The organism is Crossiella sp. S99.2 (assembly GCF_023094165.1).
Taxonomy (GTDB): Bacteria; Actinomycetota; Actinomycetes; order Mycobacteriales; family Pseudonocardiaceae; genus Crossiella.
In genome coordinates this window covers 25,718-40,663 of record NZ_JALMDK010000029.1, presented here as the reverse complement: position 1 = coordinate 40,663, position 14,946 = coordinate 25,718, and the positions used below count along the sequence as shown (strand labels likewise).

The 14,946-nt window shown below is 66.6% G+C and carries 11 protein-coding genes; 7 read left to right on the top strand and 4 right to left on the bottom strand.

Annotation, left to right across the window (positions count from 1 at the left end; all coding sequences use genetic code 11):
• Window positions 1-73 precede the first annotated feature (73 nt).
• The gene (locus tag MZC64_RS47085; protein ID WP_247766194.1) at window positions 74-1,696 is read right to left on the bottom strand and encodes a hypothetical protein; all 1,623 of its coding nucleotides are present in this window, start codon (window positions 1,694-1,696) and stop codon (window positions 74-76) included.
• 665 nt (window positions 1,697-2,361) lie between these two features.
• On the opposite strand from MZC64_RS47085, the gene MZC64_RS47080 reads away from it, so the two are divergent.
• Complete coding sequence (locus MZC64_RS47080; protein ID WP_247766193.1) at window positions 2,362-2,790, top strand: hypothetical protein; 429 nt, start codon at window positions 2,362-2,364, stop codon at window positions 2,788-2,790.
• 126 nt (window positions 2,791-2,916) lie between these two features.
• Here the strand turns inward: MZC64_RS47080 and MZC64_RS47075 are convergent, their stop codons facing one another.
• Entirely contained in the window at window positions 2,917-3,849 is a 933-nt protein-coding gene (locus MZC64_RS47075; RefSeq protein WP_247766192.1) for a hypothetical protein, read from the bottom strand.
• Window positions 3,850-4,283: 434 nt separating this feature from the next.
• Between MZC64_RS47075 and MZC64_RS47070 the strand changes: the two genes are divergently transcribed.
• The gene (locus tag MZC64_RS47070; RefSeq protein ID WP_247766191.1) at window positions 4,284-6,101 is read left to right on the top strand and encodes a hypothetical protein; all 1,818 of its coding nucleotides are present in this window, start codon (window positions 4,284-4,286) and stop codon (window positions 6,099-6,101) included.
• Between the two features lie 115 nt (window positions 6,102-6,216).
• Here MZC64_RS47070 and MZC64_RS47065 read toward each other — a convergent pair whose 3' ends face one another.
• Complete coding sequence (locus MZC64_RS47065; protein WP_247766190.1) at window positions 6,217-6,732, bottom strand: hypothetical protein; 516 nt, start codon at window positions 6,730-6,732, stop codon at window positions 6,217-6,219.
• 935 nt (window positions 6,733-7,667) lie between these two features.
• On the opposite strand from MZC64_RS47065, the gene MZC64_RS47060 reads away from it, so the two are divergent.
• Window positions 7,668-7,988 (top strand): hypothetical protein, encoded by a 321-nt coding sequence (locus tag MZC64_RS47060; RefSeq protein ID WP_247766189.1) that lies wholly within the window; start codon window positions 7,668-7,670, stop codon window positions 7,986-7,988.
• 395 nt (window positions 7,989-8,383) lie between these two features.
• Window positions 8,384-9,118: a hypothetical protein gene (locus tag MZC64_RS47055; RefSeq protein WP_247766188.1), complete on the top strand. Its 735-nt coding sequence runs from the start codon at window positions 8,384-8,386 to the stop codon at window positions 9,116-9,118.
• 948 nt (window positions 9,119-10,066) lie between these two features.
• On the opposite strand, the gene MZC64_RS47050 is transcribed toward MZC64_RS47055, so the two are convergent.
• A complete protein-coding gene (locus MZC64_RS47050) occupies window positions 10,067-10,561 on the bottom strand; it encodes an NUDIX hydrolase (RefSeq protein ID WP_282107051.1) in 495 nt (164 codons plus the stop codon).
• 580 nt (window positions 10,562-11,141) lie between these two features.
• Between MZC64_RS47050 and MZC64_RS47045 the strand changes: the two genes are divergently transcribed.
• From MZC64_RS47045 to MZC64_RS47035, 3 genes are all read left to right on the top strand, one after another.
• On the top strand, window positions 11,142-12,398 hold the full coding sequence (locus tag MZC64_RS47045) for a hypothetical protein (protein ID WP_247766186.1): 1,257 nt from the start codon (window positions 11,142-11,144) through the stop codon (window positions 12,396-12,398).
• A gap of 645 nt (window positions 12,399-13,043) precedes the next feature.
• On the top strand, window positions 13,044-13,202 hold the full coding sequence (locus MZC64_RS47040) for a hypothetical protein (RefSeq protein ID WP_247766185.1): 159 nt from the start codon (window positions 13,044-13,046) through the stop codon (window positions 13,200-13,202).
• Between the two features lie 1,021 nt (window positions 13,203-14,223).
• A complete protein-coding gene (locus tag MZC64_RS47035) occupies window positions 14,224-14,928 on the top strand; it encodes a hypothetical protein (RefSeq protein ID WP_247766184.1) in 705 nt (234 codons plus the stop codon).
• Window positions 14,929-14,946: the final 18 nt, after the last annotated feature.

Below are 14,946 nucleotides of genomic sequence, written 5' to 3'. Positions count from 1 at the left end.
ACCGAGCCACCGGCCAGCCCGTGACCAGATCCCTGACCGCCTACGACCACTGACCGAGTTAGGACTTACTCATCTAGAGGGCGGCGCGGTGTTCACGGTAGTAGCGGCGGGCTTCCTGTTCCTCGGTGCTGAACCAGTGGGTTGCCCGGCTATCGCCCTCGCCGTCGCGGATACTCCACTGCCCGCGGACGACCTGATAGAGCGTGTGGGTGGTGCCGTCAGGCAGGGTGCTGTCCAGACGGATCAGTTCGATGATGCCCCCGGTCCGGTCAAGCCCAGTCGCGAAGTAGTCGCGCACGTCCTCAGTTTCGTGCCTGTCCAACTCGACCACGGTGGTCGCGGTGACACCCAGCAGCGGCCGCCAGCTGGCCGGGTCTTCCAGCAGTGGCGAACCCCCGTTGACCAAGAGCCCGATCAGTTGCTCCGCGGCGGCGCTGAGCGAGACTGGCCGCTCCCGCCGCGATCCGGGGGGTTCGTACCAGAGTCCGTAGGTCAGCACGCCATCGCTCCACAACTGGAAGCGGTGCTGCTCCCCGAAGCCTCCACCGGGAAACACATGCTCGACGCGCACACCAGGGGTGTGCTGCCATTCTGTCCAGCCAGTCGGATTGTTGCCGAAGATCTGCTCGGCGTCGGCGGGGTTGTTGCAGATGGTCGCCTGATGCGAGCCGTTGTTGCCGCCGAGGATGAACCGGCCGGGCTGCTGGGGCAGCTGCGGTGGGCGGGCGGCGAGGATGTCCTCGACGCTGGTGAGCCCATGGCGATGGTGGATCTGGGCGTGGGAGTAGGAGATTCCGGCCTCGGCCAGGCGTGCCGCGTCGGCAGCGGGCCACCGGCGCCCGTCGTCGTGTCGCCGCCACAGTGCCTGCTCCCACTGCCGGGTGGTACGGCTGAGGTAGGCGTGGGCGTCCTCAACAGAGCTGATAGAGACCGCCACTGCGGGATCAACAAGTTCATGCGGGATCCGCCCCGCGGCCAGGAGCACAGCGGCGGCCTCCGCGGGGACTCCGGTGCGCTCCCAATCGCCGATGTTGTTGTAGGCGGCATGCAACGCGGCCACCAGAGCCTGGCGCTCGGGAGTGAGCGGGAGCCGGCGGGTGCGCCACCCCCACAGAGCGGTGTACTCGTGCAGCCAGAGCACCCCGGCGGCACTGTCCAGGTAGAGGTCAGCGGGGTGGCGTGTGGCTCGGTCCACAGGGCCGAGCGGGACCTGCGGCAGTTCGATCATGGCCTGGTGTTCGGCGGCGGTCTGCCGCAGGCCGTCCTCGGTGTCGGCCAGCGTGGGCAGGTTGGCGCTGTGCAGTCCTGCTCCCAGCAGGGACCGGACTCGCTCTGCGATCCCGGTGCGGACCCGCCTGGTCGCTTCAGCGGCCAGCACCTCGGCGGCTTCGGCCGGGGTGGCCGCGCGGACCTGCGCGGAATGCAGGTGGCCCTGCTGCTCGCCGACTCCGACACTCATTCCCTCGTTCTCAACGTAGGTGGATTCGGCGGTGACGACGGTGACGATCCCGCTGACCCGGTAGGGGAGCAGGCCACGGTCGGCACGACCGCCGGGCACTTGGTCAGCAGCCGGGCCTTCGGTGTTCCACCACGACTCGCGCAGGGTCTTGCCCGGGGTGTAGGCGCGGTGTCCGTACCCGCTGCCGCCGCTGATGGTCCAGGTCGGCGCATCGTCAGGGTTGTGGGGGGTGAGCATGGGGTTCTCCATCGCGAGTGAGCCTGGTGCCGGCGGCGCGTGCGGCAGCACCTGGGCAGGCTGGTTGAGTTGCTGCTCAACCCCACGACGGCAGGGAACCAACCAGCACGGCGCAGCAGGCCGGGCTCAGGACGATTCTAAGGCTGCCCACCGACAATCCAGAGAGCAGCCCAGGCTCCCGACAGTCCGCACACTGCCCGACCGCCGGCCCACCACAGCCTCCTCGCACATGTGGACCAGCACCACATCGCCAGCGTCCACCACGACCAGTCCGGCTGTATGGCGGTCTACAGGAGTCGGGTTCCTGTCCCGGGTGCGATCGCACCCCTGGTGCTCAGCACGGCGACGCGACTCAACGGCAGCCCATGACCGTTGTCCACAACGGACACCGTGCACTCCCGACGCCTGCGGCGGACGATCTCCGTGCCACAGACTGGACTGAACAGCATCTTCCGTGGACAGCAGCCACCCGCTCGATTCCCCCTACCTACCCAGGCCAGCACAATTCCTTGACCCAGTGGATCAGATCGGAGCACCTGGAGCTGTCACGGCCACGTAAGCAATCCGCCACGGTCGAATGACGGCCTGTTGTACGGTCAAGTCTGAAGCAGATCGACACACGCCGGGGGGGGGTTATGCCGGGAGATCGAGAGCAGCTGTTGTCCGTGGCGCGAGAAGTGGTCTCGGCCGGATTGCGCGCACCCAGGGAGCAGGACCGGACGACTGCGGCGTTGCTGGCGATCCGCGAACACGTTGCGCCTGAACAGATCGAGGCGTTCTGGGTGGCGCTGATCGAGCACACCATCAACACGATCAGCACCTTCCTCGCCGTCTACGGCGACGAAGTCGCCACCAGACGCACTCCCGACGCACCTTCCGGCCCTGTGGCACAGAATCTGCCGCTAGACCTGGTCAACGCCGCGCTGGACCACGCCACCAAGGGCGACTACACCACGGTAGCCGACCTCGTACGACAGATGGCCACACTCGATGACCAGCAGCATGCGATGGCGTTGGGCAACATCGTGCACATGGCGCTGGTGGTCGGTGAGATCGTGCGCGGCCACCGCAGTGGTGAATCGGTGACTGGCTGACTCAACTCACCCCAGTCTCCGGCCAAGGCTGGACCAGCCCGCGACACCAGAGTCACAGCCCCTGCCGGGCTGACTGCACTCCGCGCCGCAGGCCTCAGGCCCAGCCCGCGGGGGCTTCTACAGCGATCAGATGGGGTTCTGGGCGTTCCGGGAGGAGGGCGCGCCCCAGTCGGTGCTGATGGCCAGGGTCGAGACCACCTTCCGGCCGAGCTGGCGGATCCGCACCGAGGCCGGCGGTCGCCGCTGCGCCGAGCGGTCGATCGCCGAATACAGGACCGCGGGCACAAGCGACCACGGCACCGACCCGTGGAAGGGCCCGTCGCAGACGATCTCCATGCGCAACCCGGCAGCCAGGCGGATCACGCACCGGTCGGGCCAGGTGACCGCGACCCAGGACCGGAAGGCTCGCGAATCCTCGAACTGGGCGGTCAGCCAGTCATCAGCCGCGGCTACCGACAGTTCGGGGCCGCTCTGACGCAGCAGGATGTCGCAGGTCTGCCACGCGGTGTGGATCCGGCGTTCGCGGTAGGCCCATGCTGGTGGCAGGTCTTCTTTGGGTAGGGCCACCAGAATGCTCGGCTCCAGCCAGCCCTCCGGGCGTTCCAGGGGCAACCGCACACCGACGGCCAGGTCATCGCCGGTGGCATCCCGGGTCCAGAGCACCGTGTCCCGGGCGATGCCGTCGTCCTCCAGTGGTGTGGGCCAGCGCCACACAGGCAGCCGCCGCGGCGAGGGCTGCACCGCTCGGGCGGCGGCGTCCCGTCCGATCGGCTCGTAGGCGATCAGCACCACCGCAACCCCGCGGATGAGCAGGTCCGCCCGCACAGCGTTGTTGCCGGGGTGGCTGGGCGCCACCATCGCGACCTCCGGCGGGCCGGGGGCGGCGGCCAGGCCGGTGGCGACCTCGCCGGCGTAGGGACCAGCTACCCAGTTCAGGACGACCGCGCCCTGCTCGGTGACGGTGTAGTCGACCGCGCGCGCACCGGGCAGAAGCTGATGCTGGCCGACGGCGAGGACGAGCTGGCCAATCACCGTCGCCAGCTGATGCTCGGAGTCCACGGCGCCGACCGTATCCCGCAGGCTGCTCCTCGACCACGGCGATCACCGCCCTGGTGACAGAGTCAGCTCCGCCGGGGTCCGGAATATCACGACCTGCTGCACGGGGCCTGCTCCCGACCCTCTGCGTGGGGCCGTGGTTTCAGGCGTCGCGGCGCCGGGCGCAGACCCTGGTCGACCAGCACCACCGCGCCCAGGACCCAAGCCGTCAACAGCGCGACGAAGCGGCTCACCCAGCCGCCGTCGGGGTGGATCACGGATCCACTTGGCGGTCCGCAGCTACACCACGGTGGCCACCGAACTGGCCCGGTCAGCCTCCGGCCACCAGCCCGTGGTCCTGGACTACGACTCCGCCGCGGTATCCAGCGGGTTCCCCACCGCCACGCCGAGACCGGGGGTTGGCGCAGGCTCGCTGCTCATGCTGGGATGCTGGCACGGTGAGCGATGTGGCCGAGCGTGAGCGGCTGGTCTGGCAACTGCGGATCTGGGGCAGGAAAGCCCTGCTAGCAGGCCTGGACGAGAAGATCGAGGACGTCCACGCCCTAGCCGAGGAGATCAGCAACGTTACCCTGGGCGGGCAGAAGCCCGCTGTCCGCTGGCTGGCCGTGGTGGACGATCTCCTGGCCTGGCAAAGCGATTTCGCCATGGCGGCACTCCACGGCGGGTTGATCCTGGAGAACGTGCCTGTCGCACTGGCCTACCGCGAGACCGCCGAGGAGTTGACCCCCTGGGAGCTGCTGCCCGCAGTCGGTGACCGAATCGCCGAGTTCCGCCAGCATCAGGCCCAGATCGAGCAGGACTACGCCACCACCGACAACCCCACTGTGCGACCACACCCCTGGCGAAGCCAGGTCGGCAACGCCTCCACCTTCTACGCCGCCCTGGCCGCGACCGTCTGGGTCGCGCGGCAGCCGCAGACCTCCAACAACCAACCGGCCGCGATCCGTGAGCAGGTACTGCGCGGAATCCGGGAGGCCAGCGCCCACATGACCGGCGCCCCCGCCCGGGAAACCGTCCTGGAAGTCGCCGACGCCGAGGCAATCCAGCTGCTCCTCGACATCTTCGGCGGCGAGGACATCTTCGAGATCCCCGCCGCCGAGAAGGACCGCAGCACGCGCCACGCCGAACTGCTCGCGGTGGCCCGCCGGTGGCTGCTGGAACACGACAGCGCCCGACCCACCGCCGAACAAGCCTCCGCACTGCGGCTGGAGACCCAGCGCGTGGCCTTCGGCGTCGTCCCGGCCCCCGAGGGCCCGCTGGACTGGCACCACGCCGTGCCGGCCGACGCCCGGCCGCTGACCGCCGCCGACCAGGACGCGGTGGTCGTGCTGGCGCTGCGGCTGCTGGAAGGATTCCTGCTCTCCGCAGGGCCGCAGGTGCGCCAGGCCATGGCCGACCTCGCCACCTACGGGCCGCTGGGCTACCGGTGTGCCACCCACGCCGTCAGTACCCAGGCACTGAGCTGGAGTTCCCACCTCAAGACGATGACCACCGTGCGCTCAGACAAGGTCATCCCGCACATGGAACAGATCATCAAACGGGTGATCCCCGCAAACCAGCAGACCACTGTCTGGACGGCCTACTTCCCCACGCTGCTGGCTTTCACTGAGGCCGGGGCGACTGTTCTGGAACCAGGACTCAGCGAGAACTTCGAGACCGATCTCTACCTCATGACTGCCTACGCCAGCTGGTTCGCCCTCCAACCGCAGATCAACCCGCCCGCGATTCGCGAACAACTCACCGGCGTCATGACCTACCTGTCCACCCCAGACCGGACCACGACGATCGAGACGCTGTCCACCAAGGAGACAGAGAACGCCCGGCTGGTACTGGAGGAGATGCTCGGCAAGCACCTGGTTGCAGCCCTGGCCGAGTCCGCCACCGCAAGCGAATCGCCCGAGAGCCCTGCGGCCGCAGTTGTAGACCAGCTGCTGGAGGCCCAGCAGTCCGGAAGGTCGGCCACGATGCGGCAGATGCTCGCCACCTTCCGGGAGAGCACGAAACGAACCCAGGGCAGCAACGACACCCCGCAGTTCCTGGACCTTCTGCTGCTCGCCGCACACGACCATCACCACGGCGACCAGCATGCCCGGCATCAGATCCAGCGGATGTGGGAATTCCACGAGGCGTACCTGACCGTGAAAGCCCCGCGCTCACGACGCGGCAGCACCCCCGCGGAGAAAGCGGCCCGCCAGGCGGCCCAACGCCGCCTCGCCCAGCGGCGGCGAGGGAAGAGCGGCAAAGGGAAGCGCTGACCAGCTCTGCCAGCACTACGACCACCGGCCCACCGGTTCAGCCTGGTGCGGTGAATCCTGACCAGGGTGGGGCGCCCGCGATCGGGTGTGTGCCGGCGTCGTCCGGGGCCTGCCCTCAGACACTGCTGGTGGAGAGCCTGGCGTACAGGGCAGAGGGGCGCGCCCCAGGTGCTGGCGACCGCGAGGATGGCGGAGGCGTGGATGTCACCGAAGGCCCGCAGGTCACCATCGTCGGCAGCGGAGCATCGCGGGAGTGAGCGGGGCGGGCCACTGAGCCCGCCACCGCGGGCACCATTGCCCACGGTACCCACCCCGCGCCGCTTCCAGAATGAGTGATCTCCAGCCGCAGACCGGACCAACGGCGCAGCACGCACTGGTCGGGCCACACCACCGCCGCGGAGCGCCGGGCGGCGTGCGGGGTGGCCAGCTCACGCTGGATCCAGTCGTCAGCCTCGGCCGTGGAGAAGCCGGGCCCGACCATACGGAGCAGGATTTCGCAGGTCTCCCAGACCTGCTGGATCACCATGGACCGGCGAAACGAGGCGCTGGGCAGGGTGACCGGGGCCAGGGCCACCAGCACGTTGTGTTCGTACCCGGATTCGTCCGGGTCCTCGATCGGCAGGCGCAGCACCACCGCCAGTGGCGGCGAGCGCGATCTGCCCGACCACTCACTGTTGGCGGCTGGTGTCCACGACCAGTCACCATTTTCGTGGTTGTTGCTGCTGGGCCCGGACTCACTGCAAGCTCGTCTTCGGCCACCACCACCTTCCCTGCCTGGGAAGAGGCGGGATCGACACGCTGGGGCAGCCGGAGCACCATTCACCTGTTCGGGTGAGGTTGGCTGATCCCCGTTCCCGAGACGGGGCAGGGACAGAAGATGGCCACCACAGCCGGGGCAGGCGAGCGGCCAGGCCGACCTGAACGGTTGCAGCAATGGGCCCGCTCCAACCCGGGTGAGGCCGTCTCGTCCATCCTCGCGGTGCTGGTGGTGGCCATCGCGCTGAGGTTGCCCCCAACGTTGCGGTGGCTACGACGCCCGGGTGGTTGTGGCTGCTGCTGATCGCGGCTGCGACCGCGGTGGCCTGGGCGGAGATCACGCTCATCACCCGGAAGGCCGCCCGCCGCCGGTATTTCGCCAAGTCGCCGACGCTCTCGACGGCGCGAGTGGTTGGATGGAGCGCAGGGCATGGGTACGGGAACAGCTCGAACAGGCATGGCACCGCCTGAGACGGGCGTGGTGGGCGTATCCGGTCGCCACTGGGGGCACCACGGCCGGGCTGTGAGCCAGAGCGGCCGACATCCTGCCACCCTGGTTGTGGGCGGTGCTGCTGTTTTCCAGGGCTGTTCGGGGCGCTGGGCTATATCGTGCGCTGGGAAAAACGGCGGGATTGTCTGTTTGACACCGCAGCACAGCTGTCCTGAACTACCGCCTGATCGAGCACGCTGTCCTCGATCAGGCGCTCGCTCACGCCACCGTCACCCTGCCTCAACGCCGGGTGCCGGCGAGCCGAAGGATCCCGAGCAGAAGGAGCCGACCTGAAGACCGACAGCACCGCACCGTCCCCGTTGCGGGCTTTCCTCTACCCCAGCCCGCTCGAGGACGACGAGTTCTGCGAGCAGTTCCAGATCAGCCCCACCTCCGACCACGGGGAGGTTTTCCTCGACCACGGCGAGCAGCGCGAACACGGGGCACCGCCGCTGACTGAGAACCAGCGTGACGCCGCGCTGGCGGGTCTGGGCGTACAACGGATCTCCCCGTGGCGTGACACCGAACCCGGCCACGCCGAATGCGACGTGCGCCCCACCGCGGCGATGGCTTCCTGGTACGCCGAACGGCAAGCCGAGTGGCAGGCACGGACCCCCAACCTCCGGCGTCATCGGAGATAACCCCCGGTGACACTGATGACACCCATCCGGTGCCCCGACCACAAGCCCACGCCACGAGGACGGCACTGATTCCCGCCGAGCCCTCGCCTGCCTTGGCCACTGGCGAGTTGGCCCGAACCCGCCGCACGGAAGCAGCACTGCCAGCCTGGCCACCATGCCAGAGAGGATGCCCCCCAACGCGGCGATGACCACCTCGGCGCCTCAGCGACACCCAGAGGAACGGCACGCCACGGCTGACATAATGGCCAACTGCAGCCAGATACAGGGTCCACCCTGGCCCACGTGCCACCGACCCCACAATGCCGATCAGGAGCCGTCGGGCGCCCTCCGGTCCGGCTGGAAACCGAGCAACACCCTAGAAGCGTAAGAAGCAGAAGGCGAGGGTGGTACGTCCGGTGAAGACCCCACAGACTTGGCGCTGGCCAGCCGCCCTTCCAGCGCGGTTCGACCCTGCCCACTGGCGTGAGCACGCCTGTGCACAGCTCGAGACCTGGCTCGTGCAGGATTTCGCTTGGCGTGGTCGGCCCCTGTCGGCCTACATCGCCGCAGTGGACGTGATCTTCGGAGACGCCGTCCCCCTCCGAGTCTGGCAGTCCGATGTGGACAGTCCTGTCGGTGTCCCGCCCGCCGGACCAACCGAGGATTCGGATCTTCTGGATGCAGCCCAGTTCGACATGTGGCATCCAGCATGGGACGACCTGGTGGACCACTGGTACCTCACCGGACAGTGGCTCCACCCGGAAACCAACCTCCAGATCGATCACCTGCTCTTCGCCAAGGACCTAGGCAGTTTGCTGATCGGCTGCCTCGACCGCAACGATCCGCAAGCACCACGCCGCTACGATCCGCGCCTCCCGCCGGATTTGCACGACATCGGCGTGATCACTTTCCCCCTGTATCCCCACCGCACACTGGAATACCTCGCAGCCGGACACACACCGGAAACCGCCATGCTGTTGTGCGCAGGGACCGCCGTGGCCGCAGCCGCGATCCATGAATCACTCGAGCTGTTCCAGCAAGCCCCCGGACGCCCGGTACTGGACCCGCATGATTCGCAACTCGAGATTCAGGTGCGCAGTACCTGGTTTGGTGAGGACGCGCTACGTACCGACGGCTACGCGACGGCCTGAACCGGCGACGTCACAGTCCCTGCCCCCAACCCACCTCACAACAACGGGTCCGGCCCCCACAGCCACAGACAACACACCATCCCAACCAGGCCGCAAGCACCACCGAACTGGAGGCAGTTTGCCGACTGCTGGCGCCTGCGATCGCGAGATACTACCGGACCGGCGTCCGACAACGTCACCGATCTTCCACCGCGGCTCTGTGCTGATATGCCGACGCGGCGATCCGTGCTCCAAGCTGTCGGTGTGAGTGGAATCCAATGTGCTCAGGAAGCTGATGAGATCCTTGACGCCATAGACGAGTAGTTCGCCGCGCTGCACCGCCAAGAGCAACAGCTGGCCAAGGATGGTTGCACCCCAACGATTGGGGCCATCGCAGGCGAACTCCCACAACTTCTCCACCCCGAGATCGCTGAGCAGAATGCCGTGCACGGACTTGATCTCCGCGAACACCGCGGCCACAGCCTCTAACAGTGTCGGAGCCTCGCGCCGACAGTCCAATCCGAACAGACTGCCGACCTCCACCGGACTGCATCCGGCCGGAGGAGTCGCCTTGAACGCATCGTGACACGGATCTTCGAAGCGACGATCCGTTGGCACGCAAAGACAATGCATCAGGATGAACTCGTGGATTGTCATTGAGTCGGTCTTGGTCAACAAGATTCGTTCCTCTCAGCTCTGCCCAGAGCTGTCCTCTAGTTGAGACTGGGCGGCGTCGCTGGTGGTGGTGGTGGTGGTGGGTGTGCCGAGCCGCCGACACCAGTGCGTCCCCAAATACCTGAGGCGAAGACGGCAGCCACGCCCAGCGTGGTGAGAGAGGAACTGTCCACTTCGGAGCGTTCACGACGGTTCAGGACCGTGGCAAGGTGGCCTAACAGCTTACCGGATGCGCTCAGGCTGACACGGGGATCCCAACAGCTGCGGGGGAGACCACCCGCCGCCGGCCGCAGGTCAGTCGACCAGACTCACAGGAGCGTCGGGCAAGCGGCCTGCGAGAAGGTCATCGAACAGCTCTGGCAGAGCTGCAGGCACAAGCTTGTCGGGACAGCGCCGAAGTTCAGCAGCCGACCACCACCGCCGTTCGATCAGTCCGGCCTTCTCATTCTCCGTGGGCCGGAGCGCCACCTGCGCCACCGTGTCGGCGACCCGTCCGAGGAAGACGTGGTCGACGCGATAATGGTCGCGGCCCTGGTAACGAAAGCGAGACTCACACACCCACAGCTTGCGGCCCAAAGACGGAAGCACGATCCCGGATTCCTCAGCGACCTCACAGCGGGCAGCATCAGCCAGGTCTTCGCCCGCTTCCAGACCGCCACCGGGCAGTTCCCACCAACGGTGGCCAGGGTCCTGTGGGTCAAGAGCATGTAGGAGCAGCACCCTGTCGGCAGCGTCGAGCAGCACCACGCGGGCCCCGATACGTGGGGCGGCGGCTGAGTTGGCGGGCATCGGACGACAGTTCCTTGCAGTCGGGGGAGAGCAGCAGCAAGCCGCACGGAAAACAAGCTGAAGGCCAGCACACGAGCAGCTCCGGCTCCTCCCGCGCGATGACCGCCACAGTGGGGACCGACGTTAGCAGCGGCACCCTGGCGATCATCCTCATCTGCACTGCACTGCCAGTCCCGCGTGATCAGGGAGCAGACCTGGCCCGCCGCGGAGGCGGCGCGGCTGGCCGCACCAGCCCGGATGATCATCGGCATCCTCACCCTGCCCCATCACCTGGGCGATTGGGACTCTCGTCTGCTCTCGGTCAAGCTCGGCGCGCCGCTCCGCACACATCAACTGATCGGCCCACCGTTGACTGGTTGCGCCCGGCCAGGATGCGCACCGCCATGTCAACCTGGCACCCTCCGCGGCCGCGGCCTGACCTGCGCTACCCAGCCGGTGCGCGAATGCGACGCCCCGAGGATCGGCCCGTCGAAGCCTGACCGCGGGATACCGGGCCACTACGGTGGGACCGGTGAGCGACTCGACGACGTCAGCGCGGTGGGCTGCCTGCCTATGCGTAGCGGACCATATCGACGGGCAGGTGCGCGCCAACGACCCTCGAGAGGACTCCGACAGTCCGGCCACCGAGGTCTTCACCGACCGGGTGATCCTGGCCGCAGCCACGCTCTACGCCATCGCGACTGAGCGAGACCAGACCACAGTCGCCGAGCTGGCCGAACTCGACCTGCGCGAGCCGATCCGCCGCCTGGAGACCATGGACGTCTCCGCAGCACTGGCCGCGGTGGACTTGCCGCCCGAAGGCGATCTCGTCGGTGACCACCAGCTGAATCTGTTCCAGATGTCCTCCGCGCCGCAGGAGAAACGGGAGGCCTGGCACCAGCAGATGGCTCGAGCGACCGCCGAGATGTTCATCATCCACATGCACCTCGCCGCGCGCACCACAGCCGCCTACGGCCGTGCTGAGACAGAGGACGATGCCGGGTCACCGGAGGGCGCCGCCGCGCTGGGGCTCCGGCTGCCGGAGTGCATAGGGCTGTCCGCGCAGTGGCTGCTGGTCCCCGAGCTAGCCATCCTGCTGACCGCGGTGCCGGGCGTTACCGGGCAGGTCGCCGTCGGTCGGGGTGAGGAGCCGGAGTGGGCCCAGGCGTGGCGGCAGTCCGGACAGGTCGCCGAGGACCTCGCACACTCCTATGACGCGGCCTTCGGCCGGCCGCCGCGACCGCTGACAGGCCGCAGCGCGTTGCGGCTTGCGCGGTTGCTGGCCTACGTGATGGTGCGTGAGGCGGTCACGCCGACCCCGTCCCGGTTGCTCGCCCTGGCACTGGACCCCGAGGTCCTGGCCCGGCAGGCTTGGCACGAGTACCTCGCGGTCCGGTTACCGCTGCTGGGCCATCCACTCGACGGCAGCGCCCCAGCCGGGGACGAGGTGGTGGGATGGTGGCGGCATCTAGCCCAGGTCCACCGCACCGGTCCGTTCACCCGGATACCGTTGTGGTCAGTGCTACCGGACAACCTGGTCGCAATCCTGCACCGGATCCTGCTCGCCCAGCGCGGCGGGCACCCGCTGTATGCCGAGGTGATCGTCCAGACTGGTGCACTGGCCGGGCGCACGGTCGGCATCCTGCAGCCCCACTGGGACAGGACCACCGACAGACAGGACCTACTCACCGGAGCACCAGCCCGGTACTCGGTATATGCAATCACCCCCGACGGGGAGTTGCCCGACGACGCCGTGGTCGAGGCCACTGACCTTCCCACTCCACCCCCACCTGCGCCGGCCCCGCAGCCTCCACACACCGCGATACCAACGCCGGAATCCTCTGCACACGGGGACTAGCGGAGACTGGACGAGCTCGCCGCCGCTGTTGCAGACAGTGCCGCACCCCATGTCGCCGACTGGCCGCCCGGAGCCCGTTTGCGGGTGGCCATGCTGGTGGCATCCAACAGCCCGCATACTCGTCAGCTCGGGTGCCACGTGCGGCACCGAGCTACAGCGGGCCAGAACCACCGGATAGTCCGACCGGGTACGTCGACAAGTACCTAGACAACCGTGCTCATGCACGCTGCGTCAGATCGATACACACAGGTCACAGGGCCACATACCCGCTGAAACAACTCGCCTCAAGAGACATGATCCTCCGCTTGTACTGGCCCGGGACCGCTGACCACGATGCACCGCCGTGACCAACCCCCGCCCCGACCCTCCTCGGAGAACAGCTGGATCAGGCTGCCCTGCGCCGTGTCTAGACCAAGCCGCGGCACCGACTGCAGAGAGGAAAACGATGATCCTGCATGACCACTCTGACCGGTGAGGACCAGCCAGCTGCTCTGGGTCTCAGCCGAGACCGTCATTGCAGACGCGGGTTTCCCTGCGACGTCCGAGTGAACCACACACAGTAACGCCAACCACCAGCCAGGCGCCACTAGGGTCGATATCAGGGCGAGTGCCGTGGAACATCAGGGTGAGAGGAGGTGAAGCAGCGTGCAGGACACAACCCACATCGAGGCTGACTTGGCTATCGCGCCTGCCGAATCCGTTGCGCGCCAGGACTTCGAGTGGTCCGCGCAGGTCGGCACCAACACCGTGGCGATTGTTCGAACTGCGCACGCCAGTCCGGTGTGGATCCAGGCCAACAACTGACCCAAGCTACAAGGAACGCTGTCCGCAGCGCCTTCTTGTGCCGCCCTGGGGGACCATCGGTGACGACAACCTTCGCTCCTTCTCTGCTGTTCAAGAGCACGCGGCTCGATCAGCAAGGTCGGGTCGTCCTTCATGCGGGTTCTGGCGACGAACGCGGGCCATTCGCCATAGACGGCGCTGGTGCTCGCCTCCTCATGTCCTGGCTGCTGGGCCTAGACTCGGCCAACGAAGCCAGCGTCGCCGCACGCGCGGCCGCGGGCATGGGCACCGAACCCAGCCGCGTGCTTGTCGCGACCATGATTGCGGGGAACATCCTCATCCCTACTGGCTGCCACGCTAACGCGCAACCGTACATCACCAGTTGGGGAACTTTCGGCCGGAGGGACGCCGCCGATTTCCATCAAGCGGCCAATGGCTTGCGGTCTATCCCGGACGAAGTCGACTGTCGATGCGCTCCATCGATGAGTTGTCGCCTCTCCGGTCAACGAAGGAGGTTGCCGAACGGGGCCTAGTTTGCGATTTACGTCAACCGTGCCTTTATAGTGCGTGGCGCATGCTTTAGTGCAATTCTTCGCGGGTGGATATCGAATTTTAAGGGGCGGATGTGAGCGAGTTTCGACAATGTTGACAAGTGTAGGTCGAAACCTCAGTGGCGGGAGTCAACAATCTTAGCTCCCGCGATGGGTGTCGAAGGGGAAAAGAGCGTGCAGAATCGTGCTATTGCGATGTGGTCGACAGTTGTCTATGGAAAAGCTGTACCGGAGCTGAAGGCCCGAGTTGTTGCGGATCAGTTGTGAAGCCGCTAGTGTTCCGTATGCCTGACCGTGTAGTCTGTGAAGGCGCGATTCCTGTTATCGTTCCTGCTGGCCCAGATCATGACCCTACTGACGGCGTGGAATCCAGCGTGCAAGCAAGTTTCGAGCACTCCGGTTCTGGACCCAGAGTTGTGCACATCGTTGTCGTCAATGGTGCGAATGTGACGTCAGTAGACGCAGGTGCTCTAGCACGTAAGCTTCGGGAGGTGACTCCGTCGTTTTCCTTGGTGCTGGTTCCTGTTGATATCGGCTATATCCGTGCTGTCGAAATCGGGTTGGATCTTGCACGAAGCCTGGGTACCCGAGATGATCGGGTAGGCTTTCTTGACGCCGACGCACTTCTATGTACCTCGTCCCATTGGCGCGTGCTTGACGAGGCCCTCAACTTACAGCCCGAACTTGACGCCATCAGTGGCCTGGTGATTCACGAAACGTGTGAGATTTGGGAGACGCCGAGTTCGGCGGCGTTCATCAGCGCGCTGGAACGGAGCATCGGTGTTGTGGAGAAACCGTACATCCAAGGAGGCGCTGGTGGGACGCTCGCGCGCCGCGAGGTGTTTGAGCGAAGTGTGACAAACGCACTAGAGCTTGGCACTCTCATCGGTCCGACTCTGTCGGCCACTGCCGTGGCAGGCGGTCGTCAGATCCGTGCGACAAGCCTGCTGCCGTGTCGACACACTCCGCGGAAGACGATGGAGGATTGGGTGAGGTCGGTAACGGCATATGAACGATCGTGGCGGAAACTAGTCAAGTTTTACGGGCCCGGTGTTGAGGAGCCCTGGAAGGACTTCTTGTACTCCGCCAAGGAAAGTTTGCTGTCCGAACCAGCCTTGCTGCGGCGCCTGGCCTACAGCCAAAAGTTGCGACAGCAGATCGTGACCACAGTCGAATGCGCTGAGGGCATCAGATGAGCTGCACCTCATCCTCAG

What these genes read in the sequence shown, in the direction of transcription:
- MZC64_RS47085 (WP_247766194.1), bottom strand. Translation starts at nt 1,696, where the DNA reads ATGCTCACCCCCCACAACCCTGACGATGCGCCGACCTGGACCATCAGC.
- MZC64_RS47050 (WP_282107051.1), bottom strand. Translation starts at nt 10,561, where the DNA reads ATGCCCGCCAACTCAGCCGCCGCCCCACGTATCGGGGCCCGCGTGGTG.